At 66.3% G+C, this 23,571-nt stretch carries 20 protein-coding genes; 11 read left to right on the forward strand and 9 right to left on the reverse strand.

The window, feature by feature from the left end:
• Positions 1-223: 223 nt before the first annotated feature.
• The 7 genes from IE126_RS20910 to IE126_RS20940 all read left to right on the forward strand — a co-directional run bounded on the left by IE126_RS20910 (position 224) and on the right by IE126_RS20940 (position 8,433).
• Positions 224-1,789: an ABC transporter substrate-binding protein gene (locus tag IE126_RS20910; protein WP_189382096.1), complete on the forward strand. Its 1,566-nt coding sequence runs from the start codon at positions 224-226 to the stop codon at positions 1,787-1,789.
• Positions 1,790-1,856: 67 nt separating this feature from the next.
• On the forward strand, positions 1,857-2,828 hold the full coding sequence (locus IE126_RS20915) for an ABC transporter permease (protein WP_054304386.1): 972 nt from the start codon (positions 1,857-1,859) through the stop codon (positions 2,826-2,828).
• Positions 2,829-2,832: 4 nt separating this feature from the next.
• A complete protein-coding gene (locus IE126_RS20920; protein WP_054304385.1) occupies positions 2,833-3,765 on the forward strand; it encodes an ABC transporter permease in 933 nt (310 codons plus the stop codon).
• A gap of 3 nt (positions 3,766-3,768) precedes the next feature.
• The gene (locus IE126_RS20925; RefSeq protein WP_189382097.1) at positions 3,769-4,971 is read left to right on the forward strand and encodes an amidohydrolase family protein; all 1,203 of its coding nucleotides are present in this window, start codon (positions 3,769-3,771) and stop codon (positions 4,969-4,971) included.
• Positions 4,968-6,458, forward strand: a complete 1,491-nt coding sequence (locus IE126_RS20930) for an amidohydrolase family protein (protein ID WP_189382098.1) — start codon at positions 4,968-4,970, stop codon at positions 6,456-6,458. The genes IE126_RS20925 and IE126_RS20930 overlap by 4 nt, the downstream gene beginning before the upstream one ends.
• Entirely contained in the window at positions 6,455-7,447 is a 993-nt protein-coding gene (locus IE126_RS20935; protein ID WP_054304382.1) for an ABC transporter ATP-binding protein, read from the forward strand. The genes IE126_RS20930 and IE126_RS20935 overlap by 4 nt, the downstream gene beginning before the upstream one ends.
• Positions 7,444-8,433, forward strand: a complete 990-nt coding sequence (locus tag IE126_RS20940) for an ABC transporter ATP-binding protein (protein WP_054304381.1) — start codon at positions 7,444-7,446, stop codon at positions 8,431-8,433. Before IE126_RS20935 ends, IE126_RS20940 begins: the two co-directional genes overlap by 4 nt.
• 244 nt (positions 8,434-8,677) lie before the next feature.
• On the opposite strand, the gene IE126_RS20945 is transcribed toward IE126_RS20940, so the two are convergent.
• Together IE126_RS20945 and IE126_RS20950 are read right to left on the reverse strand one after the other, a co-directional pair.
• Positions 8,678-9,766 carry a ParB/RepB/Spo0J family partition protein gene (locus IE126_RS20945; RefSeq protein WP_189382099.1) on the reverse strand — a complete coding sequence of 363 codons (1,089 nt, stop codon included), beginning with the start codon at positions 9,764-9,766 and terminating at the stop codon, positions 8,678-8,680.
• Positions 9,763-11,070 (reverse strand): AAA family ATPase, encoded by a 1,308-nt coding sequence (locus tag IE126_RS20950; RefSeq protein ID WP_189382100.1) that lies wholly within the window; start codon positions 11,068-11,070, stop codon positions 9,763-9,765. The genes IE126_RS20945 and IE126_RS20950 overlap by 4 nt, the downstream gene beginning before the upstream one ends.
• Positions 11,071-11,602: 532 nt before the next feature.
• Here IE126_RS20950 and IE126_RS20955 point away from each other — a divergent pair.
• The gene (locus tag IE126_RS20955) at positions 11,603-12,277 is read left to right on the forward strand and encodes a hypothetical protein (protein WP_189382101.1); all 675 of its coding nucleotides are present in this window, start codon (positions 11,603-11,605) and stop codon (positions 12,275-12,277) included.
• 6 nt (positions 12,278-12,283) lie between these two features.
• On the opposite strand, the gene IE126_RS20960 is transcribed toward IE126_RS20955, so the two are convergent.
• Genes IE126_RS20960 through IE126_RS20970 form a run of 3 tightly spaced genes read right to left on the reverse strand, consistent with a single transcriptional unit; the run spans position 12,284 to position 16,085 of the window.
• Entirely contained in the window at positions 12,284-12,904 is a 621-nt protein-coding gene (locus IE126_RS20960) for an HAD family hydrolase (RefSeq protein WP_189382102.1), read from the reverse strand.
• Positions 12,901-15,360, reverse strand: coding sequence for an ATP-binding protein (locus IE126_RS20965; protein WP_189382103.1), 2,460 nt, complete (start codon positions 15,358-15,360; stop codon positions 12,901-12,903). The genes IE126_RS20960 and IE126_RS20965 overlap by 4 nt, the downstream gene beginning before the upstream one ends.
• Complete coding sequence (locus tag IE126_RS20970) at positions 15,357-16,085, reverse strand: response regulator (protein WP_054304375.1); 729 nt, start codon at positions 16,083-16,085, stop codon at positions 15,357-15,359. Before IE126_RS20970 ends, IE126_RS20965 begins: the two co-directional genes overlap by 4 nt.
• A gap of 256 nt (positions 16,086-16,341) precedes the next feature.
• Here IE126_RS20970 and IE126_RS20975 point away from each other — a divergent pair, with 256 nt between their 5' ends.
• The 3 genes from IE126_RS20975 to IE126_RS20985 are packed head-to-tail and all read left to right on the forward strand — an operon-like array spanning position 16,342 to position 20,650.
• Entirely contained in the window at positions 16,342-17,373 is a 1,032-nt protein-coding gene (locus tag IE126_RS20975) for an ABC transporter substrate-binding protein (RefSeq protein ID WP_189382104.1), read from the forward strand.
• A gap of 54 nt (positions 17,374-17,427) precedes the next feature.
• Entirely contained in the window at positions 17,428-19,581 is a 2,154-nt protein-coding gene (locus IE126_RS20980; RefSeq protein WP_189382105.1) for an ABC transporter permease, read from the forward strand.
• Position 19,582: 1 nt separating this feature from the next.
• Positions 19,583-20,650 (forward strand): ABC transporter ATP-binding protein, encoded by a 1,068-nt coding sequence (locus IE126_RS20985; protein ID WP_229825749.1) that lies wholly within the window; start codon positions 19,583-19,585, stop codon positions 20,648-20,650.
• Position 20,651: 1 nt separating this feature from the next.
• Here IE126_RS20985 and IE126_RS20990 read toward each other — a convergent pair whose 3' ends face one another.
• The 4 genes from IE126_RS20990 to IE126_RS21005 all read right to left on the reverse strand — a co-directional run bounded on the left by IE126_RS20990 (position 20,652) and on the right by IE126_RS21005 (position 23,239).
• A complete protein-coding gene (locus IE126_RS20990) occupies positions 20,652-21,947 on the reverse strand; it encodes a type II toxin-antitoxin system HipA family toxin (protein ID WP_189382106.1) in 1,296 nt (431 codons plus the stop codon).
• A complete protein-coding gene (locus IE126_RS20995; protein ID WP_229825750.1) occupies positions 21,937-22,284 on the reverse strand; it encodes a helix-turn-helix transcriptional regulator in 348 nt (115 codons plus the stop codon). The genes IE126_RS20990 and IE126_RS20995 overlap by 11 nt, the downstream gene beginning before the upstream one ends.
• Before the next feature lie 122 nt (positions 22,285-22,406).
• A complete protein-coding gene (locus tag IE126_RS21000) occupies positions 22,407-22,700 on the reverse strand; it encodes a DUF2218 domain-containing protein (RefSeq protein ID WP_189382107.1) in 294 nt (97 codons plus the stop codon).
• Between the two features lie 23 nt (positions 22,701-22,723).
• A complete protein-coding gene (locus tag IE126_RS21005) occupies positions 22,724-23,239 on the reverse strand; it encodes a hypothetical protein (RefSeq protein WP_189382108.1) in 516 nt (171 codons plus the stop codon).
• Positions 23,240-23,571: the final 332 nt, after the last annotated feature.

Below are 23,571 nucleotides of genomic sequence, written 5' to 3' on the forward strand. Positions count from 1 at the left end.
CGGCGGGCAGCGATGATTTTCGTCCGGCCTGAATTTCGGGCATTTTCGCCCTGAAACCCGGCGCGGAAAGATACCAGACAAAATTGTCGACAAAATTATTGACAGAAAAGTCGTCACCCCGCACTCTGGACTGGTCCACCGCCGGAATCGGACGGAAGACCTTTGCAACCGCCGGAGAAGCCCGCATCAGACGGACAGGCCGGCACCTTGACAGGGATAGACCATGACCAGCCTCAAAGCCTCGCTTCTTTCCTGCGTCGCGCTTGCCTGCTTCGCGGGCGACGCCTCGGCCCAGACGCTCCGCTGGGGTGCGGCGCGCGATATCAACTCGCTCGATCCCTATTCCTACGGATCGACCTTCACCATCAGCTTCCTGAACCACGTCTACGAAGGACTTGTGCGCTACAACGACAAGCTGGAAATCGAACCGGCGCTGGCGACCGAATGGGAAGTGCTGCCCGGCAATGTCTGGCGCTTCAAGCTGCGGCAGGGCGTCAAATTCCATGATGGCGCCGAGTTCACCGCCGATGATGTGGTCGCCTCGCTGACCCGCGTCAGCCACCCGGATTCGCCCCTGCGCGGCAACCTGCCCGCCTATGTTTCCTCCGCCAAGGTCGATGATTATACCGTCGACATCACGGTGAACGGCACCTACCCGCTGCTGCTCAACGACCTGACCAACATCCATATGTTCGATGCGGGTTGGCTGAAGGACCACAATGCCGAAGTCCCGACCGACGTCGCCAAGAAGGTCGAGGGTTACCCGACCTTCAACGCCAATGGCACCGGCCCGTTCAGCGTCGAAAGCCGCGTGCCCGACAGCAAGACCGTTCTCGTCGTGAACGAAGGCTGGTGGGATACGCCGCAGCACAACCTCAAGCGCATCGAGTTCACCCCCATCGCCTCGGATGCCACCCGCGTCGCCGCACTGCTGTCGGGAGAGATCGACTTTACCGAAAAGGCCCCGATCCAGGATCTGCCGCGCCTCGAATCCACACCCACCGTCAAGGTGCTGGAAGGCAGCGAGTTGCGCACCATCATGTTCGGCTTCACCTTTGCCGACAAGCTGCACAACGGCCAGCCCAACCTGTTCAAGGACAAGAAGATGCGTGAGGCCGTCGCCGCCGCCATCGACCTTGACCTGATCCAGAAGAAGGTGATGCGCGGCAAGTCGCGCAACGCGGGCACCGTGGTCGCCCCGGCGATCCCCGGCTATGACGCGGCGCTGGATACGCCCAATGCCTATGATCCCGAAAAGGCCGCCGCGCTGATCAAGGAACTGGGCGCCGAAGGTTATGAATTCGAGATCGTCTGCGCCAACGATGTCTGGCTGAACGAAGAGGAAATCTGCAACGCGCTGGTGTCCATGCTGACCCGCGCCGGGCTGAAGCCCACGCTGTCCATCGGTCCGAATGCGGTGCAGCAGATCAAGCAGACCAATGGCGAGGCCGATATGTTCAGCTTCGGCTGGGCCAACGAGCCGATGCTCGACAGCTACTCGATCCTGCTTCAGGTGTTCCACTCGAAATCCGACAATGCGGGCGTGTTCAACTGGGGCGGCTGGGTCTATCCTGACCTCGACAAGCTGGTCGATGCCGCCTCGACCGAACTGGACCGCGCCAAACGCCTCGCCATGCAGACCGAGGCGCTGAAGATCGTGAAGGACGAGCTGATCATGCTGCCCTTCCACCAGCAGCCGATGGCCTGGGCCACGTCGGACAAGGTGGAAAGCGTCGTGCAGCTTTCCGACAACAAGGGCCGTCACTGGATGACCCGCATGGCGGAATGACCCTTGCGGCACGGCCCCCGCTGCGGGGCCGTGCCGTGACGCGCATCCGCAACAAGGGGGCCTCGCCTTGATCGTATTTCTCATAAAACGTCTGGCCAATGCGGCGCTGGTCATGCTGGCCGTGGCGCTCATGGCCTTCCTGATCTTCCGCTTCGTCGGCGATCCCGTGCAGCTGATGGTCAACGAACAGACCACGCAGGCCGAAAAGGACGCGCTGCGCGAAAACCTCGGCCTGAATGATCCCGTCGCGGTGCAGTTCCTGCGCTTTGTCGGCAATGCGGTGCAGGGGGATTTCGGTGTCTCCTACCGCAACCAGCAAGAGGTGATGAGCCTCATCGCCGAACGTTTCCCCGCCACGATCGAGCTTGTTCTGCTGGCCACCATCATCTCGCTGGTCGTCGGCGTGCCGCTCGGCGTCTATACCGCGATCCATCGCGGCAGCTGGGCCAGCGAGGGCTTGCAGTTCCTGTCGATCATCGGCGTCTCGCTGCCAAGTTTCGTCATCGGCATCCTGCTGATCCTCGTCTTTTCGGTCATGCTCAACATCGCACCGGCCTTCGGGCGGGGCGAGGTGGTCAGCATCGGCTGGTGGACCACGGGCCTTCTGACCCCCTCGGGCCGGGCCGCGCTGATCCTGCCCTCGGTCGCATTGTCGCTGTACCAGATCACGCTGGTGATGCGTCTGGTCCGCGCCGAGATGATGGAGGTTCTGCGCTCGGATTTCGTGAAATTCGCGCGGGCCCGCGGCGTCCCGCGCTGGCGCATCCACTATGTCCATGCCCTGCGCAACTGCCTGATGCCGGTGGTGACAATGACCGCCATGAACATCGGCTCGCTGATCGCCTTCGCCCTGATCACGGAAACGGTGTTCCAGTGGCCGGGCATGGGGATGCTGTTCATCCAGGCGGTGACCTTCGTCGATATCCCGGTGATGGCGGCCTATCTCTGCATCGTTTCCTTCATCTTCGTGGCGCTGAACACGCTGGTCGACATCACCTATGCTCTGATCGACCCGCGCCTGCGCATGGCAAGAGGCTGAGCCCATGACCGCGCGTCCCCTCCCCCCCTCGCGGCTGTCCCGCCTGCGCCAGAGCGACCTGTGGTGGTCCTTCACCCATCATCGCGGCGCCATGATCGCGGCCGCCCTGCTGTTTGTGCTGATCTTCAGCGCCTTCACCGCGCCGCTTTATGTGCCGCAGAACCCGTTCGACCCCGCGCAGCTTGACCTGCTGAATGCCGAATACCCGCCGATCTGGACCGAGGGCGGGCAATGGCCCTACCTTCTGGGCACCGATACCCAGGGCCGCGACATCCTGTCGGCCATCCTTTACGGCTCGCGCATTTCCATCCTGATCGGCCTCGCCTCGGTATTCTTCGCCCTGGTGGTGGGCATCGGCACCGGGCTGGTGGCGGGTTATTACGGCGGGCTGATCGAAAACCTGCTGATGCGCTTTGGCGACATCCTGCTGTCGATCCCCACCATCCTGATCGCCATTCTGGTCAGCGCCATCGTGCGCGAACTGCTGCCCCCCTCGCTGCGCGAGGTAGGCGCGGGCGGCGTGCTGGTGCTGGCCATCGTGCTGTCAGGCTGGGTGCAATATGCCCGCACCGTGCGGGCGCAGACAGCCGTAGAACGCGGCAAGGAATATGTGCAGGCGGCACAACTGCTCAGGGTGCCCGCGCGGCGCATCATGTTCCGCCACATCCTGCCCAATACGCTCACCCCGATCCTCGTTGCCGCCACGCTGAACTTCGGCATGGCGATCCTGACCGAAGCCACGCTGTCCTTCCTCGGCATCGGGATGCCCGCCAGCCAGCCCAGCCTCGGCACGCTGATCCGGCTGGGCAATCAGTTCCTGTTCTCCGGCATGTGGTGGATCACCGTCTTCCCCGTGCTGCAACTCTGCCTGCTGGTCGTCGCCGTCAACATCCTCGGGGATTGGCTGCGGGACGCCCTGAACCCGAAACTGAGGTAAGCCATGCAAGATCTGCTGATCCGCAACATCCGCCCGATGGGGGCCGAAGCGCAGGACATCCTGATCCGCGCGGGCCGCATCGCCGCCATCGGCAAGGGCCTCGCCGCCGAAGGCGCAACGGTCGAGGATGGCGCGGGCGCCATCGCCATTCCGACGCTGGCCGACACCCATACCCATCTCGACAAGACCACCTGGGGCATGCCCTGGTATCCGGGCCGCAAGGGCGGCAGCCTTCAGGATCTGATCGACAACGAAAGGAACAGCCGCATTCCGCTGGGCCTGGATGTCCACCGCCAGTCGATGCGTCACGCCATCCAGCTTGTCGAAAACGGCACCGGCCATATTCGCAGTCATGTCGACATCGACACCGATCACGGGCTGAGCCTGCTGGAAGGCAAGCTCGCCACCCGCACGGCACTGGCGGACGCGGTTGACATGCAGATCGTCGCCTTCCCGCAATCGGGCCTGATGAAACGCCCCGGCACCTACGAGCTGATGGACGAGGCGCTGGCCATGGGGGCGGATGTGGTCGGCGGGCTGGACCCGTCCTCGATGGACCGCGACCCGAAAGGCTCGCTGGATGCCATCTTCCGGCTGGCCGAAAAGCACGGCAAGCCCATCGACATCCACCTGCACGAATATGGCGAACTGGGCGCCTTCACGCTGGAGGAAATCATCGCCCGCACCCATGCCCTCGGGATGCAGGGTCTGGTCGGCGTCTCGCATTGCTTCTGTCTGGGCATGCCCGATCCGCTGCGCGTCGGCCCGTTGATGGAGGAGGTGGCGAAAGCCGACATCCGCATCTTCACCACCGGCCACCCTTCGGCAGAGGTGCCCAGCCTGCAGGACATGCGCGCGGCGGGGATCAGGGTCGGGCTGGGCTGCGACGGTATCCGTGACACCTGGGGGCCGTGGGGCCAGCCCGACATGCTGCACCGCGCCCGCATCGTCGGCATGAAGAACCGCATGCGCCGCGATGATGAACTGGAGCTGCTGCTGGACGCCGCCTCGCGCGGCGGGGTCGAGGCGATGGGGCTGGAGGCGATGGGGCTGGTGCCCGGCGCCCCCGGCGACCTGACGCTGGTCGCGGGTGAAACGCTGGCCCATGCCGTTGTCGAGGAAGCGCCGCGCCCGCTGGTGGTGAAACGCGGGCGGGTCGTGGCGCGCGCGGGCCGGATTGCCCTGCCCGGCGTGGTGATGCCATGATCCGGCTGACGGATCTGCCGCTTGGCACCACCCTGCCCGGCCGCACCGCGCTGACCGCGCAATGGGTGCTGGGCCATGCCGGGGGGCAGCATTGCCTGATCCCCGGTGGCGAGGTGGTGTTCGAGGCGGGCCGCATCCTGCATGTCGGACCGCGCTTTCCGGGTGAGGTCGCACGGCGCATCGACCTGGGCCGCGCGCTGATCTCGCCGGGGCTGATCGACCTTGACGCGCTGTCCGACCTCGACACCACCGTGCTGGCCATCGACCACCAGCCCGGCTGGGCCAAGGGCCGGGTCTGGCCGCGCAGCTATGTCGACCGTGGCCCCTACGAGATGTATGCGCCCGAGGAACTGTCCTTCCAGAAGCGCTTTGCCTTCGCGCAACTGCTGCTGAACGGCATCACCACCGCCGCGCCCATCGCCTCGCTGTTCTACCGCGAATGGGGCGAGACGGTCGCCGAATTTTCCGCCGCCGCCGACGCGGCGGGCGAGATGGGTCTGCGGGTCTATCTGTCGCCCGCCTATCGCTCGGGCGGCATGGTTCTGGAAGGCCCCGGCCAGATGGAGCCGGTGTTTGACGAGCCGCGCGGCATGGAAGGGCTGGAGGCCGCCATCGCCTTCATCACCGCACAGGAGGGCCGCCATGGCGGTCTGGTGCGCGGCATGCTGGCACCCGACCGGGTGGAAACCTGCACCCTGCCGCTGCTGCGCCGAACCATGGACGCCGCCGCCGATCTGGGATGCAAGGTGCGCCTGCATATGGCGCAGGGCGAGATGGAGGTGCAGACCGTCCGCCGCCTGCACGGCACCACCGCGCCCGACTGGCTGGCGCAGGCCGGGCTGCTCAGCGACCGGCTGATCGCGCCCCATGCCACCAATGCCACCGAAACCGATCTTGCGCATTACGCGGCCCATGGGGTCAGCGTCGTGCATTGCCCGCTGGTCTCGGCCCGTTTCGGGTCTGCCCTGCGCAGCTTCGGGCGGCTGAAGGCGGCGGGGATCAACCTGTGCATGGGCACCGATACCGTTCCCGCCGACATGCTGATGAACCTGATGGCGGGCCTTCTGGCCGCGCGCCTTGCCGATCCGGGGGCGCCGCACCAGTCCAGCGCCGATTTCTGGGATGCGGCCACGCTGGGCGGTGCCCGCGCGCTGAATCGCGACGATCTGGGGCGGCTTGCCCCCGGCGCATGCGCCGATATGGCGGTCTTCCGGCTGGATGATGCGGTGATGACCCCGGCCATCGACCCGATCACCACGCTGGTCGCGGGCGGCACCGGCCGCGTCACGCAGGCCACCTTCGTCGACGGGCGCCTGTCGATGTGCGAGGGCCGCGTGGCCGGCATCGACCTTGCCGCCGCACAATCCCGCGCGCAGGCCCAGTTCGACGGGCTGGTCGCCAAATACCCCGAACGGAGCTGGCAGCATCCGCCCGTCTCCGACCTTTTCCCCCCCAGCTACCCCATCCGCGAGGAAGCCATCCCATGACCGAGCAGCCGACGCTTGATGTCCGCAATCTGCGGGTGGAATTTCCGGGCCGTCATGGCACGGTCACCGCGCTGGACGATGTGAGCCTTACCATCCGTCCGGGCGAGATTCTGGGGGTCGTGGGCGAATCCGGTGCGGGCAAGTCAATGACCGGCCTCGCCGTGCAGCGCCTGCTGGAGCCGCCAGGCCATATCGCGGGGGGTGAGGTCTGGCTGAACGGCCGCCGCATCGACCAGTTGCCCGAACCGCAGATGGAAAAGATCCGGGGCCGCGAGATCGGCGCGATCTTTCAGGACCCGCTGACCTCGCTCAACCCGCTGTTTTCGGTCGGGCGGCAGCTGGTCGAAACCATCCGCCTGCACAGCGACCTGTCAAAGCCCGCCGCCCGCGCCCGCGCGGTGGACCTGCTGGCCGAAGTCGGCATCCCCGCCCCTGCCGAACGGGTGGATCATTTCCCCCACCAGTTCTCCGGCGGTATGCGGCAGCGGGTGGTCATCGCCCTCGCCCTCGCCGCGCGGCCCAGGCTGGTCATCGCGGATGAACCGACCACCGCGCTTGATGTCTCGATCCAGGCACAGATCACTGCGCTCTTGCGCAAGCTCTGCAAGGATCACGGCACGGCGGTGATGCTGGTGACACATGACATGGGCGTCATCGCCGAAACTGCCGACCGGGTGGCGGTGATGTATGCGGGCCGTCTGGTCGAGATCGGCCCGGTGGCCGAGGTCGTGGCCCGCCCCTCGCATCCCTACACGCGCGGGCTGATGGGCTCGATCCCCACCCTGGGCGCCCGTGTGCCGCGTCTGGCGCAGATCGACGGCGCCATGCCGCGTCTGGATGCCATCCCGACCGGCTGCGCCTTCAACCCGCGCTGCCCGCTGGTGCAGGACCGCTGCCGCCGCGACCGCCCCGACCTGCGCCCGATGGGCGCGGGCCTTGCCGCCTGCTGGATCGACCCCGCCGCTGCCGCCACGGAGACCGCCGCATGATCCCCCACACCGCCCCCTCCGCCCTGACCGTCAGCGCCATGACCCGGCGGTTCGACGTCTCCGCCCCCTGGCTGAACCGCGTCATCGAACGCAAGCCCCGCCTCTTCGTCCGCGCCGTCGACGATGTCAGCTTCGAGGTGCCGAAGGGCGGCTGCCTCAGCCTTGTGGGCGAATCCGGCTGCGGCAAATCCACCGTGGCGCGGCTGGTCACCGGGCTTTACGCCCCGTCCGAAGGCAGCATCGCCTTCGCCCCCGGCGCCGATGGCCGCCCGCTGTCGGTGCAGATGATCTTTCAGGACCCCTACGCCAGCCTCAACCCGCGCTGGCGGGTGTTCGACATCATCGCCGAACCCCTGCGCGAGTTGAAACTGCGCGAGACCGAGGCCGAAATCGCCGACCGTGTGGCGGAACTTCTGAAAACCGTGGGGCTGACCGCCAGCGACGGTCGCAAGTTCCCGCATGAGTTTTCCGGCGGGCAGCGGCAACGCATTTCCATCGCCCGCGCCCTCGCCTCCGAGCCGGATTTCCTCGTCTGCGACGAACCGACCTCGGCGCTGGATGTGTCGGTGCAGGCCCAGATCCTCAACCTGATGCGCCGTCTTCAGGATGAGATGGGCCTGACCTATCTGTTCATCAGCCATGACATGAGCGTGGTGCGCCACATGTCGGATCAGATTGCAGTGATGTATCTGGGCCGCATCGTCGAACAGGCGCCAACCGAGGTGCTGTTTGCCCATCCGCGCCATCCCTATACGCAGCTGCTGCTGGAAACGATCCCCAATGTCACCGCCCCGCGCCGGGATCGCGAGCCGCAGGCGGGCGAGGTTCCCAGCCCGCTGAAACCGCCTTCCGGCTGCACCTTCCACCCGCGCTGCCCGCAGGCCGACAGCCGCTGTTCCGCCGAACGGCCCGAGATGACGGCCATGCCGGACGGCAGCCGCGTCGCCTGCCATCGGGTCGAAGAGATGCTGGCCCGGATGGCCTGAGCCACCCGGCCACAGCTTTTCTGGCGGTTCCGGCGTGGCTGGCACCGCCAGAAAAGGTATTCAAACACCCCCCTGCCCTTCTGCCTCGCGCGCCTTTCTTCAGGACGCGCGGGCATTTTCACAGCAAGGATCAATTTTAATTTATTGATTTTCATACATAAAATTCTATAACTCTCCCGAAAAGAAAGCCCGAAACCCGCTTCCGCAGGCTCCGGGCTTTCCCCAACCTTCCCCGCGGGGAAGATCAGGCGATATCGGTCAGCAGCCGCGCCAGCGCCGCCTCCAGCTTGCGCCGGTCCAGCGCCGAGAAATCGCGGTCCAGCCGGATCTCCAGCCGCCCGTTCGCCGCCGTGCATTTCGCGGCCCCCGAGGGCGTCGGCACCTGAAAGGTGGTCTTGGCCCGCGCCGTGGCCTTTGCCGCCCCCTCGCCCGCCGCAGCAGGCTTCACCGCGCCCTCCTCCCCCTCGTCGCCGATGGCCTTGCGCAACACGTCGATCTCGTCCGTGACGGAACGGTTGTCCCAGTCGCGCAGAACGGCCCGGATCTGCGGCACCAGTTCTGGCCGCTCGTCGATGGCTGCCGCCAGCCGCAACCCCAGGGCACGCGGGATATGCGGTGCAAAGCGCAGGTCATCGCCCAGCCGGTCCATCACCCGGATGAACTGCCGGATGTAGCTGCGCTTCTGATAGCCCGCCGATTTGAACAACTCCGCCACCGCGCGGTCGGCATCATTCTCGGCGGTCTGGGGGTCGCGGGCATAGTTCAGTGCCAGCATCGCCATTTCGGCAAAAGAGATGTCCTTGCGCACAAGGTTCTCGTCCACCATCCGGCGATACAGCGCCTCCAGATCTTCCCCGCGGGGAAGAATGCCCGCCGGGATGCGGCCCCAGCTTTCGGTGTCGCCCGTCTCTTCCAGAAGCTGCCGATAGGCCGCCAGACGGCGGAAACCCTGCACCAGTTCAAACCTGCCATCCGCCCGCGCCTCGACCCGGATCGGGTTCGACAGGCCCAGATCGCGGATCGAGGCGACCAGCTCGGCCAGCTCCATGTCGTCGCCCTTGGCACGGTCGCGCACCAGCTTCCAGGTCTCAACCGCGTCCAGATCAACCAGATCGACGATCAGACCCAGCTTTTTCATCCGCACATGTTCGGCCGCCAGCGCGTCATTCTCGGCGCGAATCTGCGCCTCCACGGCCCGGCGGTCACGCAGCGCATCGGCATTCTCCGAAATCGCCGTCGCCATGGGCGACCGGCGCGGCGCGGCCGTCTCCGCGCGCGGCGCCGTCTCCTCGGCCTCCGGCAGGTCGATATCGAAGGTGCGGCGCTTCTTCATTGCTCATCCTCCATCTTCGCCCAGGCATCCAGAAAACAGGCGCGGAATTCTTCGTAGGCGCGATCAAACGAGGCGCGGGCGCGGCGCCAGGTCTCGCGCGTCATGGTGCGGTAGTCGATTTCATAGACCGACGACAGGAAGCGCCCGGATTGTTCGACCGCGCGGGTCATCTCGATCGGTTCGTTGCAAACCGTATCGCCGAACACCTTGCGGAACGCCTCCAGCATCGCGCGGTGCAATTCATTGCCCGGCTCGTAGCGCGTCATCAGGAAGCGCAGGTCCAGGAAGGCTTTCGGCAGCCGCATCTTCCCCGCGGGGAAGGTTCCGTCGAACCCATGCGCCAGATCCTCCAGCGCCTCCGACAATTGCCCGATGAAGGATGTGGTGCTGTCATATTCCCAATAGCCGGGGCCGGAGGGGATATACAGCACATCCGCCGCGAAGACCGCGTTCATCGACTGATAGCCAATGGCGGGCGGGCAATCGAACAGGATCAGGTCATAGGCATCGGCAGACAGCGCATCCAAATAGCGCGACACGGCGGCAAAGAACGACCAGTCGGGATTGAGATGCCGGTATTGCGCACTGGCAAATTCCACAAAGGCGGCATTGGCGCAGCTTGGCACGATGTCGATGGTGGGCCAGGCGGTCGGCCGGATGAAATCGGTCACGCGCAGATCGCCCAGGCCCAGATCGCGGACCGAGGCGGGCAGGCGGCGCTGGGGCAGGGCGGTGCCGCTTTCGGCGGCCTGCGGCATGGCATTCATCCGGTCCGTCTCGCGCACCAGATCGCGGGCGATGATGCCCCAGACCGTCAGATCCTCGCTGACGTCATGCAGGCCCATCGAATGCGTCAGCGTGGCCTGCGGGTCGAAATCGACCACGAGCACCCGATAGCCGTCCAGCGCAGCGGCATGGGCCATGTGCAGCGCCACGGTGGACTTGCCGGCCCCGCCCTTGAAGTTGGAAATCGCCACCCGGATCGCCCGTTTTCCCGCCGGGCGCTTCGGCATCAGCGAGGTGCGGTTGATCTTCATCTTGCGGCGCAGTTCGTTGATCTCGGTCAGCGAGAACCAGCGCTGGCGCCCGTCCTCCTCAACTTCCCCGCCGGGAAGGTCGGGGTCTGCGGCAAGGCGGCCGCGGAAGGTGGACTGGTTGATCCTGAAGATCAGTTCCGCCACCTCCCAGGACGAAAAGCGCCGCAGGGTCTTTTCATGCTCGGGCGAGAAGGTCTGACGGCGGATGAAGCCCTGCATCTTCAGCGATTGAGCCTGAAGGGCGGCGAGATCCTCGTGGGTATACATGCTCGGTTCCGTTGACTGGACGTAGATTATTGATGAATTCAGAAATACGCCGGATTTGCAAAAATCGCAAAAGCTAAGTTATGCTGTGATCCAGAAAACGCGAGTGCGCCAGATCCGCGAAATTCCTTAGTCCTTTCAAACGCCCCACCGATTCGGACGCCTGTTGCAAACCCTGCGCCCATCCCCGATGCGACCGCGCGGATGACACAAAACCTGGGGGGACATTTTCGATCCTCACGCCACCCGTTGAGGGGACATTGCGGACGGGATAGGGTGACAGCCAACATGTCCCCCAATACCAGAAGAACCATTTCTTTTTTGAACGCTGATCGGGAAATGCCAGGGTTTCCGGCCGAGAGGACAAGGCGGCCCTTGACAGAATCGGACTACAGGACGCTAATGCCGACAACGAAATGAAAAACGCCGGGCAGAAGCGGGCGACCTCCACAGACAACGTTCTTTGGCCCGGTCCCCGGAATAACACTGTAGCTGCCGGTCAAGAAACGGTTGGGGCATACCCCGGAGGCCAGGCATGTTGATGAAGAAGGCGGTTGGCCGGGGCGGCAGCACGCGCAAATACGACCTGCTGACCATTCTTGGCGTTCATGCGCTTGCACAGGGCAAGACCCTGCAACGCCAGACGCTGCGGCTTCTGTGCCTCATCACCGCGCGCTACAACTGGCAGAGCGACCAGCTTTCGGTGGGGCAGGCCGAAATCGCGCGGCTCTGGTCCGTCGATACCCGCACGGTCAAGCGCGAGATGGCGGCACTGCGCGACCGGGGCTGGCTGGTCGAGAAACGCCCGGCGGCGCGGGGGCGGGTCACGCTCTACGGGCTGGGGATTGCGCAGATCCTGCACGACACCCGCGCAAGCTGGGACATGGTGGGCCCCGATCTGGTGGCACGGCTGGATGCGCCCGAGGCCCCGCCGGAACCGGAGGCAGGGGGCAAGGTGATCCCCTTCCCGCAGGTGCCCATGCCGGAAGGGGAGGGGGCCTGGCCCCGCATTGCGCGGCGATTGCAACAAAGCGATGCTGGCCTCTACCGGTTGTGGTTCGCCATGCTGGACGGCACCGAAAGCGGGCATGAGTTGCAGATCAGCGCGCCCTCCGCCTTCCATGCCGCCTATGTGCAGACGCATCACCTGCCGCTGCTGGAACGCGCCTTGCGGCAGGAGGCGCCAGAGTTGAGCCTGCGCTTCGTCTGAGGCGGCTCAGACCGGGGCGGCGAGGCTGCGGGTCAGCTGTTCCACTTTCGCCAGCGCCGGTGCCTCGCGCACGTCCAGCGCGGGAATACCGGCGCGGCGGGCGGCCTCCATCCCCTGTGCGCTGTCCTCCAGCACTAGGCAATCGGCCGGGGCGGTGCCGAGGTGGGCGGCGGCCAGCAGGAACATCGCCGGATCGGGCTTCGCGGCCGGAACGTCGTTCAGCGTCACCACGGTATCAAACAGGGCACGCAGCCCGGCGCCATGCAGGATGGCATTGACCACCGGCGCCTCGCCGTTGGAGGCGACGGCCGAGGGCCGCGCGCCCCAGGCGCGGGCCAGTGCCGCAACCGGCGGATTGGGGGCGCATTGTCCAGTGCGGGCAAGCTTTGCCGCCGCGTCAATACTGTCGCGCACGGCACGGTCGATGTCGAGCGGGCTGCCGCTGTCAGCCACCCAGTCCGCGATCAGTTCGCGGCGCGCAAGCCCGCCGCGGGCGTGATAGAAGGCCAGGTCCAGCGCATCGCCCTGCAAGGCAAAGGCCTCGGTGAAGGCGGCGAAATGCAGATCGCCGGTCAGCACCAGCGTGCCGTCGCAATCGAAGATCAGGGCCTTGGGCATCGGAGTCATGTCGTTCGGTTTCCTTGCAGGCAGGCGGACAGCGCCGCCGTATCGAGCGGTTTGGGCAGGCGGAACAGCCTGCCGGGAAAGCGGGCGCCCAGCGGGTCGGCATCGGGCAGGTGGCCGGAGGTGACGATGACGCGCGTGCCCTCGGCCCGGCGCAGCGCCGCCTCGGCGATGGCCCAGCCGGAGGCGTCGCCGTCGAGGTGCAGATCGGTCAGCACGAGGTCGAAGGGCGGGCTGGCTGCGATCAGGCGCTGCGCCTCGGCCGCAGTGGCGGCCTCGGTCAGATCGGCCCCGGCCAGCAGGCGGCGGGCATGGGCGGCGTCCGGCGCGGCATCCTCGACCAGCAGCACGCGGCCCAGCGGGGGCAGAGCGGGTTCGGCGCTGGTGGCCAGCGGCAGCAGCAGGCGCACGCTGGTGCCCTTGCCGGGTTCGGACCGGATGTCGATATCGCCGCCCGACTGGCGGATGAAGCCGCAGACCATGGCAAGGCCCAGCCCGGTGCCGGTGCCATCGGGACGGGCGGTGAAGAACGGCTCCATCGCCATGGCCAGCACCTCGGGCGTCATGCCGCGCCCGGTGTCGCTGACCTCGACCAGCGCGCGGCCCGAGGGGGCGGGGGCCAGCGTGACGGTAATCGCCCCTGCGCCGTCAATCGCCTGTGCGGCGTTGAGGCAGAGGTTCAGCAGCGCGCTTTCCATCTGGCCCGGGTCGATCCGCACCGCCAGCGGGCAGGCGGAAGGGCAGAGGGTCAGGGCGATGCGGTCGTCGAGCGCAAGCGCGATCAGATCCTCCATTCCCTCGACCAGCGCGTTCAGGTCCACCACTTCCGGGTCCAGATGCAGGCGGCGGGCAAAGGCCAGCAGGCGCTGGGTCAGCGCGGTGCCCAGATCCAGCGCGGCGGCCAGCGTCTGATGCAGGCCGCCCGCACGCTCGGGCGGCGCGGTTTCCAGAAGGTGCAGGCTGGTTGAAATGGTCGAGAGGATATTGCCGAAATCATGCGCGACCTCGCCCGCGATCTTGCCAAGCGCCTCGGTCCGCTGCACCTGTTGCAGCCGGTCCTCCAGCGCGCGGCGGGCGGAGACATCAGTCAGCAGCATGACGGTGCCGCCGGTGGCGAGGCGGCTTTGGCGCAGATCGACCACGCGGCCATCGGCGTGATGCAGCTCGGCAAAACCTTCGGGGCCGGGGATGCGCTGCCAGCCCGCGCCCGCCAGCAGCGCGGCCATGTCGGGACGACCGTTGAAAGCCCCGGCGGGCAGGCCCAGAACCGGGGCAAGGTGGCGGTTGTGGGCCACCAGCGCGCCGGCGTCCGACAGGATGGCCAGACCGTCGGACATGCCATCGAACAGGTTTTCGAACAGGGCATTGCGCTGTGCAAGCTGCCGGTTGGAACGGTCGAGCCGCAGGGTATTGGCGCGGAAGGCACGGAAGGCATGGAACAGCTTGCCGATCTCGTCGCCCGCATGTTCGCCGCGCGGCAGGCGCGAGGAGCGGTCGCCTACCGCCAGCCGCATCATCGCATCCGAAATGGCACGCAGATTGGCGGTGACATAGCCGGAAACGAACAGCGCCGCCGACAGTGCGACGAGGGCGCTGCCGATGCTGACGAGCACGATGATGCTGCGTGCATAGGCGATGGCCGACAGGGTGCGCGCCCGTTCGGCGGCGATATCGGCCTGGGTACGCGCGGTCACTTCGGCAGCATGCAGGCTGACCGCCTCGGCCCCGCGGCGGATGCGGGCGAGCGCGGCCTCGGCGGCGATCTGGCGGGCGAGTTCGAGGCGGCGCAGTTCCAACAGCCCTTCGGGGCCTTCGGCGAGGGCGCGCATCTCGTCCAGATAGGGGCGGTTGGCGGGGGTGGTGGCGATGGCGCGGATCAGGCGGAAATATTCGCGATGATGTTCGCCCACGCTGACCAGATTGCTGGCCCGCCCCGCGCCCAGCAGCGCGCGGGTGATGCGTTGCAGGGTCAGCCAGTCCTGCGCGAAGGGCTCGGCCGCGGCGCGGGCGACCAGCTGGCGCTCTATCCCGGCGGTGCGGGCGTTGAGACGCAGGATCTGGTCGGTGTACCCCGCGCGGGCGGAGGCGGCGGCGACCAGATCCAGCACGGCGGCATCCATGCCGCGCAGGGTGGCGGCCAGCGCCGCCTCGCCGGGCGCAAGGCTTCCGGCGATGCCCGCGATCAGGGCGCGGGCGGTCTCGGCCTCTTGCCGGATGCGGAACGGGCTTTGCAGGGTCAGGAGCCAGGGCGCCCCCGTCGCAAGGTCCGAGGCGCGGCGCGACAGCGTCAGCGCCTGATCCACGGCGGTCAGCGTTTCGTCATGCAGCCGGTCCAGCCGGGCGGTGGCCTGATGCAGCGTGACCCAGCTTGTCGCGCCCACGATCAGCGTCGCGGTCGCCAGCGCCGCCAGCGCCCCCCACATCCGGGCGCGCACGCTGGGGCGGGGCCAGGGCGTCATGGCGCGGTGACGAAAATGTAACCCTGCCCGCGCCGGGTTTGCAGATGCGCCGGTTTCGAGGGCACGGGTTCGATCTTGCGGCGCAGGCGCAGGATCAGCACGTCGATGGTGCGGTCCATGTAAAGCGACAGGTCATTGCCCAGCTCGCGCAGCAGGTCCGACCGGGGGATGATGCGGTCAGGGTGGCGCAGGAAGTAATCAAGCAGCCGGTATTCGGCATTGGTCAGCGGAATTTCGGTGCCATCCGGCCCCAGCAGTTCGCGCCGCGTCTGATCCAGCCGCAGGACGCCGAAGCTGCGCATCCGGCTCTGGCTGCGGTCGGGCGTCGCGAGGGCAGGGTGGCCGGAACGGCGCAGCACGGCGCGCAACCGCGCCACCAGTTCGCGCGGGTTGAAGGGCTTCATCATGTAATCGTCGGCGCCGGTTTCAAGCCCGATGATCTTGTCGGTTTCATCGCCGCGCCCGGTCAGCATGACAATGGGCAGGCCCATCGTCTCGCGGATGCGGATGGCGAGGGTCTGGCCGCTTTCGCCCGCCAGCCGCAGGTCGATCAGGGCAAGGTCCACCGGCCCGGCAGCAGCGGCGGCAAAGAAGCCCGCGCTGTCGGGCACGGCGACGGGGGCAAAGCCGTTCTCGGCGAGAAGCGCCGCCAGGCTGGCGCGCAGGTCTGCATCGTCATCTACAATGACGACGACGGGCCCCCGGGGTGGTGCCGCGCTGGTCATGGTTCCTCCGTCTTGCCGCGCCCTCCCGCCCGGCCTGACTATGATGCCTTGTGGCCCGGTTCGCGGGGAGAGGGTTTCGGGTTTCATTTGTGACCCGTTCGGCGGGGTTTTGTAATATTGTTCATCAAAAACCCGGTCCGGTGCAGTGCTGTTCATTCTTCCGGGGGTCGCTTGCCCCCGGCTTTGCGTGGCAGGCTTGGGGCAATCCGGCCCATCCGCCCGAGGAAGCGGCAGGCCGGAGCAACGGGAGGATACCATGACCAACAAGCTTTTCATCAGCGCGCTGGCGCTGTCTGCCGCCATGTCCGCCACCTCGGCCATGTCCGATGAACTGAACGTCGTCTGTTCCAACGAACAGACTTGGTGCGATCTGATGGCGCAGAATTTCGAGGCCGCGACCGGCATTGATGTCGCCATGGTGCGCAAGTCGACCGGCGAGGTTCTGGCGCAGCTGCGCGCCGAAAAGGGCAATCCGAAGGTCGATGTGTGGTGGGGCGGCACGGGCGATCCCCATATCATCGCCGCCAGCGAGGGCCTGACCCATGCGACCGGCGTCGATGTTTCCGGCCTGCTGGGCTGGGCGCAGAACATGACGAAGATGACCGAGGGCCGCGCCGTCGGCGTGCATGTGGGCCTTCTGGGATTCATCTACAACACCGAGGTGCTGGCCGAAAAGAACCTGCCCGCCCCGGCCTGCTGGCGTGATCTGGCCAAGCCCGAATACAAGGGCGAGATCCAGGTGGCGAACCCCAATTCCTCGGGCACGGCCTATACGGAACTGGCGACGCTGGTGCAGCTGTTCGGCGAGGACGAGGCCTTCAAGCTGCTGGCCGAAATCGGCGCCAATGTGAACCAGTATACCAAATCCGGCTCGGCGCCGGTGAAGGCCACCGCGCGGGGCGAAACGACCATCGGCATCGGTTTCATGCATGACATGGTGAAGCTGAAGAAAGAGGGGTTCCCGGTGGAACTGGTCGCCCCCTGCGAAGGCACAGGCTACGAGCTGGGTGCGGTGTCGGTGGTCGAGGGTACGCCGCATCTGGAAGCGGCGAAGAAGTGGGTGGAATATGTCACCTCGGCCGAAGGGCAGTCGCCGGGGCTTGAGGTCGGGGTCTACAACATCCCGTCGAACCCCGGTGCAGCGACCGACCCGGAAGCGCCCGACATGGCCTCGATCAAGCTGATTGATTACGATTTCGCCACCTATGGCGCATCGGCCACCCGCGAACGCCTGCTGGCACGCTGGGAGAAGGATGTGAAGGGCGCCGGCGGCGCGATTGAAGAGTAACCCAACCGGCCCGCGCCTGACCGGCGCGGGCCCTTCCGTTCAGGGACGATCACGATGACGCGCACCGCAAGGCTATGGAGCCTGGTGGGGTTGGCGGGCTTTGTCCTGCTGCCCTGGTATATGGTGCCGAAGGGCTTTCTGTCCTTCGGCTGGATGGCTGATCCCGCGGGGCAGGGGGCTTCGGGTCTTGTCTCGGTGCTGGAAGGGCGGTTCTGGCTGATCGGGCCGGGGCTGGCGCTTCTGGCGGCGCTGGTGCTGAGCCTAGGCGGGCGGGAGGCCACGGTCCGGGCGAAGGGCTGGGTGATCTGCGGCTCCGCCGGGCTGGCGTTGCTGGCCGGGCAGGGGCTGCTGATCCTCGGCTCTGGCCCGCGGCTGGCCGTTCTGGGCGATGCGGCGCAGCCCGGCATGGGGCTGGGCGCCTTTGTCACCGCGCTGGCGCTGCTGTTCGTCACCACCACCGGCATTTCGGCTGGCGGCAAGGGCAGGGGGGACGCCTTCGTCACCGGGCTGGTCGGGCTGATCGTCGCGCTTGTGGGTGTGTTCGTCTTCTATCCGATGGCTTTCATCCTGATCCGCGCCTTCGAACTGAAGGGCGGGGCGGGGTTCGGCGTTTCGGAGTTCCTGCCGCGCTTTCTGTCCTCCGACACCTGGTCGCTGGCCTGTCTGGCAGGGCGGGGTTATTGCGGCCCGGCTGTCAATTCGCTGGTGCTGGCGCTGGCGACGGGGCTTGGCACGACCTGCCTTGGCCTTGCCTTCGCGCTGATCTTCACCCGCACCGATTTCGCCGCGAAAAAGCTGCTGCGGGTGCTGACCATCCTGCCGATCATCACGCCGCCCTTCGTGATCGGCCTTGCGCTGATCCTTCTGTTCGGGCGGTCGGGTACGATCACCGAGTTTTTCGCCTGGGCCTTCGGCATGGAAAAGACCCGCTGGCTTTACGGCTTCTGGGGGGTGTGGCTGGCGCAGATGCTGTCGTTCACGCCCATTGCCTTTCTGGTGCTGATCGGCGTGGTCGAGGGCATCAGCCCCTCGATGGAGGAAGCGAGCCAGACGCTGGACGCCGACCGCTGGCAGACCTTCCGCCGCGTCTCGTTGCCGCTGATGCGGCCGGGCCTGGCCAATGCCTTTCTGCTGGGTTTCATCGAAAGCCTTGCCGATTTCGGCAATCCGCTGGTGCTGGGAGGCAATTTCAACGTGCTGTCGACCGAGATCTACTTTGCCATCGTGGGCACCGTCGCCGATCCGGCCAAGGCCGCGATCCTGTCGATGATCCTGCTGGCGATGACGCTGGGCGCCTTTCTGGTGCAGCGGCGCTGGCTGGGTCGCAAAAGCTATGCCACGGTCACGGGCAAGGCCGACAATGGCCAGCATGCCAGCCTGAATCCGGGGCTGAAATGGGCCTGCTATGCCACCGCGCTGCCCTGGGCGGCCTTCACGCTGATCCTTTATGCGCTGATCGTCTTCGGCAGTTTCGTGAAGCTCTGGGGCTATAATCACAGCTTCACGCTGGCGCACTACAAGCAGGCTTTCGCCATATCGTTCCGCAATGGCGTGCATTTCACCGGCTCAGCCTGGGACAGCTATTTTTCCACGCTGGGGATCGCGGCGATTTCCGCGCCGCTGACGGCGATGGTGGGGCTGGCGACGGCCTATCTGCTGGTGCGGCAGAAATTCGCGGGCAAGGATGCGTTCGAGTTTTCCACCATGCTCAGCTTTGCCATTCCCGGCACGGTGATCGGGGTTGCCTATGTCATGGCCTTCAACTTCCCGCCGATCGAGCTGACGGGAACGGCGATCATCCTGATCCTCGTCTTTGTCTTCCGCAACATGCCGGTGGGTGTGCGCGGCGGTATCGCGGCGATGAGCCAGCTGGACAAGTCGCTGGACGAGGCCTCGATCATGCTGGGGGCGAACAGCTTTACCACGCTGCGCCGGGTGATCCTGCCCTTGATGGGCCCCGCGATCCTGGCGGCCATCACCTATAGTTTCGTGCGGGCGATCACCTCGGTTTCCGCCGTGATCTTCCTCGTCTCCGCCCGGCACAACATGGCCACCAGCTTTATCGTCGGCCGGGTCGAGAACAACGAATACGGCATCGCCATCGCCTATTCGACGGTGCTGATCATCACGATGCTGGCTGCCATCCTTGCTTTGCAGGCCGTCATCGGCCGCCGCCGCCTGCGCCGGTCTGACCGCGTGGCGGCATGACATGAAAGGTTCCGAGATGACCAAGGGTTCCGTCCGTTTCGAGAATGTCACCAAGCGCTATGGCGAGGTGACGGCGCTGAAGCCGCTGACGCTGGATATCCAGCCCGGCACGCTCTGCACGCTGCTGGGGCCGTCGGGCTGCGGCAAGACCACGACGCTGCGGCTGATCGCGGGGCTGGAAAGCGCCAGTGAGGGGCGCATCCTGATCGGCGGGCAGGATGTGACGCATCTGTCGGCGACCTATCGGCGGGTATCGATGGTGTTCCAGTCCTACGCGCTGTTCCCGCATATGACGGTGCTGGAAAACGTGGCCTATGGGCTGAGCGTCAAGCGGATGCCGAAAGCCGAGGCCGAAGCCCGTGCCGAGGCGGGGCTGGAGATGGTGGGGCTGAAGGGTTTCGGGGCGCGTCTGCCGTCGGAACTTTCCGGTGGGCAGCAGCAGCGGGTCGCGGTGGCCCGCGCCATCGTGCTGGAGCCGGAGGTTCTGTTGCTGGATGAGCCGCTGTCGAACCTCGACGCCAAGCTGCGTCGCCATGTCCGCGAGGAGATCCGCCAGATCCAGCAGCGGCTGGGCCTGACGGCGATCTATGTGACCCATGATCAGGAAGAGGCGATGGCAGTTTCCGACCGCATCATCGTGATGAAGAATGCCGAGATCGCACAGGAAGGCACGCCGCACGATCTGTATGAACGTCCGGCTTCCGCCTTTATCGCGGATTTCATCGGTGATGCGAACCTGCTGGATGTCGAGGTGACGGAAAGCGGCGCGGCCACGCGGCTGCGTCTTCTGGGGCAGGATTATGCGCTGCCGCTGGCCAGCACGGCGAAAGGCGCGGCGAAGCTGGTCCTGCGTCCGCATCAGGTGCGGCTGTCAGCCGGGCCGGTGCCGGGCGGCATCCCTGCCGAAGTCAGCTATGCCGCCTATCTGGGCAATTCGATCCAGTATACGCTGGCAACCCCGGCGGGCGAGGTCTTTGCCATCCTGCCGCCTTCGGCGCATCCCTTTGCCAAGGGTGACAGCGTGGTGCTGACGTGGCAGCCCGAGGATGTGCGGCTGGTCGCGGCCTGAGCTAGAGCGGGCCGTCCAGCGCGGCAAGCTCCTGTGGGGCGTCCTCGAACGCATAGGGGTTGAGGATGGCGCGGCCTGCCAGAAGATCGGCCCCGGGCCGGGTCAGCCCTGCCGCCTCGGTCAGCGGGCGGAACCGGGCGCGGATGGTTTCGATCTGCTGGCGGGCGAGGGCAATGGCTTCGTCCTGCCGCAACCCGAACTCGCCTGCCGCGGCAAGGGCGGTGGCGATGCGGGCGCGGCGGTCATTGCCCTGCACGGCCATGGCCTGATTGGCCTCGCGCCCCAGACGGGGCCGGGGGTCGATGTCATAGGCGGGCGTCAGCCGGATCGCGTGGCCATCCCAGAAACAGGCATGGTTGCGGGCGTGATCGTCGGTATTGCCGACAAGGATGTTGAACAGCATCCGTGACCAAAGCGCGCGACAATCCGCGACCGGGCTGCCCGAGCGGTGGCGCAGCACCGTGGCCAGTGCCGGATAGCTGGCATAGCGGGCGGCGGTTTCATCCAGCCCTTGCAGGGTAAGGGCCGAAACCATTGCGCGGCGCAGGAAGCCTGCGCCCTGTGCCACGCGGTCGAAGCGTTCGACCAGCAGGACATCCTTGCCCTCGACCTGCGCGCATTGGACTTCGGCCACTTCCAGCCCTGCTTCGCGGGCGAGGCACATCGCCAGAAACTCACCCCTCACCACGTTGTGCTGATCGCGCGAGGATGAGAATTTGGCGATCAGCTTGCGATGGCCATCAGTCAGTTGCGCCTTGGGCCGCGCGCCACCGATCGACGTGCCGTGCCGCAGCGCCTCGTCCAGTTCGGGCGACAGGGGGGTGCCGCGCTCCACTGCGTCGGCGGCGTTCAGCAGATCCTGCAACCGGGCTTCGCCTTGCAGGCGGGGGCGGTAGTCGGTGGCGGAGGTCTGGAAATCCAGCGCGCCGATCCGGTCGGAGCCGGAGAGCAGCAGATAGTTCAGCTCGTCCAGTTCGGCGGTATCGACATCCTTGCCCCGGCGGCGGAACTGCCGGTTCAGCACGACCCGGCGGCCCCATTGATCGGGCGCGGCATCGCGCAGCGCGCCGGCGATGACATGCGGTGCCTCGGGCAGGATCACCCGGTTCACCAAGGGCAGTTCCGGCAGCCAGACCGGGATGGCATCGGGCCTGGCCAGGTAGCTGCGGCCATAGGTGAAGCGGTTGATGCCGTCCACAAGGTCGATCCGGCCGCAGACCACAGGGTCGGTGGCGCCGGGCAGCCAGATCCAGACGAAGGCGGATTGCGCCGGGCGCAGCAGGGGGTCAGAAGTCATTGTCGGGCTTCGACTGGCTGGCCTGGAAGGCGCGTTTCGGCAGCAGGGCGTTCAGGGCGCGTCTCTGGTCCAGAAACGTGCCAAGCTGGTCGGCCGGCACGTCGAACAGCGGAATGCCAAGGATCACCGCCGCCTCGAAAGCGGTGCCGATGGCGGTGCCCGGCTCGCCCGCCTCAAGCCGCTGGATGACCCCGCGCGACACTCCGACCCGTGCGCCAAGTTCAGCGGCGGTCATGCCGCGCTGCATCCGTGCCGCGCGGATCATCGCGGCGAGAATGCCAAGCGCCTCTTGCGCCGGGGGGGATATGGTCTGGTCCTTGCGCATCGGATGATCCATGAACGGGGCTCATACGCCGGGTATGATCGTTATATGGATCATCATGCTGGATTTCAACCGCGATGATCTGTTTATAGGCCTCAAATACGGTCTGGGGTTCATAAACGGATCATAAATGGTCCTCAGGCTGGATCAAGCTGCCAGTCGAGGCCGGTAAATCCTTCCCGGTAGGCGAAATTCACCAGATGGCTGTCAATGACATACCGCGCCTGGATCAGCGCCTTGGCGTCCTCGGCGGTGACGCGAAGGGTCAGCCCCTCGGGGTCGGCGGTCATCTCCGCCGGGCCGGAGGACAGCGCGACGCGGCCCTGCGTGGCGTCGAAGCTGACCTCGACCTTGTGGGCGAAATGCTTGCACAGCTGTTGCAGATATTTCGAGCCATGGGCGGTGGGATAGCGGGCGGTCGAAACGAGCATGGGGGTTCCTTCAGGGGGGCGGGTCAGTGAACCAGCCGCAGGTGACGCGGGGCCGGTGCGGATGTCTCGGCCGGGGTGAAGGTCTGCGCATCCGGCCCGGCGGGGTGGCGGGCCGCAAAGGCCAGCGCGGCGCGGATCAGGCCGGGGTCCATGGTGCCTTCGGTCAGCCGCAGCACAGCGGGGCGGGCGAGATCGGTGCGGTCGCGGCGCATGGCCTGGATCATCGCCAGGAAGGCAACTTCGGAGCCGGTGGCCCAGGTCCGGCAGGTGCGGCACAGCGGATTGGCAAAATCGAACGGTCCCCGTCGGGCGCCGCGCAGCGTTTGCAGCACCGACAGCAGGCCCATGGCGATCTGCGGACCGCGCGCCTGACCCCAGCGTTCGGCCGCAATCTGGAAGGCGGCCTGCCAGCTTTGCGAGCCAGGATGGGCATAGGCGGTCAGGAAATGCCGCAGCACCGCCAGAAGGCCGGTTTCGAAAGTATCGAGCCGGAGCGTATCCACCGGAACGGCATCGGCGGAGGGCAGATGGCGGGTCATCGGGTGCCCCCTGTCTACAAGGCTGCGGCGCGGGGGATGTCGGGGAGCATGCTATATCCTTTCCACCTGATTCGATCTGGCGGCAGGCTTGATCGCGTATTTCTTATTGTTTTAGTCAGAATACTGCAAGGCCCTGCTTCTGTCACCGGAGAACGGCTGTTGAAGGCGCCTCAGAAAAACAATTTTCTTGACGCAACAAATTTTTTCTTTCGTAATGGTTGTAAGAAAAATGGCGAACAGCCAGTCAGTTTCAGGGTGAGGATGTGACCATGATGTCAGGACCGGCGGGCCGGGCCCCGCAGGCGCGACCTGTGTTCCTCTGTCCCTGCCAG

The sequence above is a fragment of the Gemmobacter nanjingensis genome (assembly GCF_014652195.1).
In the GTDB taxonomy this organism is placed as follows: Bacteria; Pseudomonadota; Alphaproteobacteria; order Rhodobacterales; family Rhodobacteraceae; genus Gemmobacter; species Gemmobacter caeni.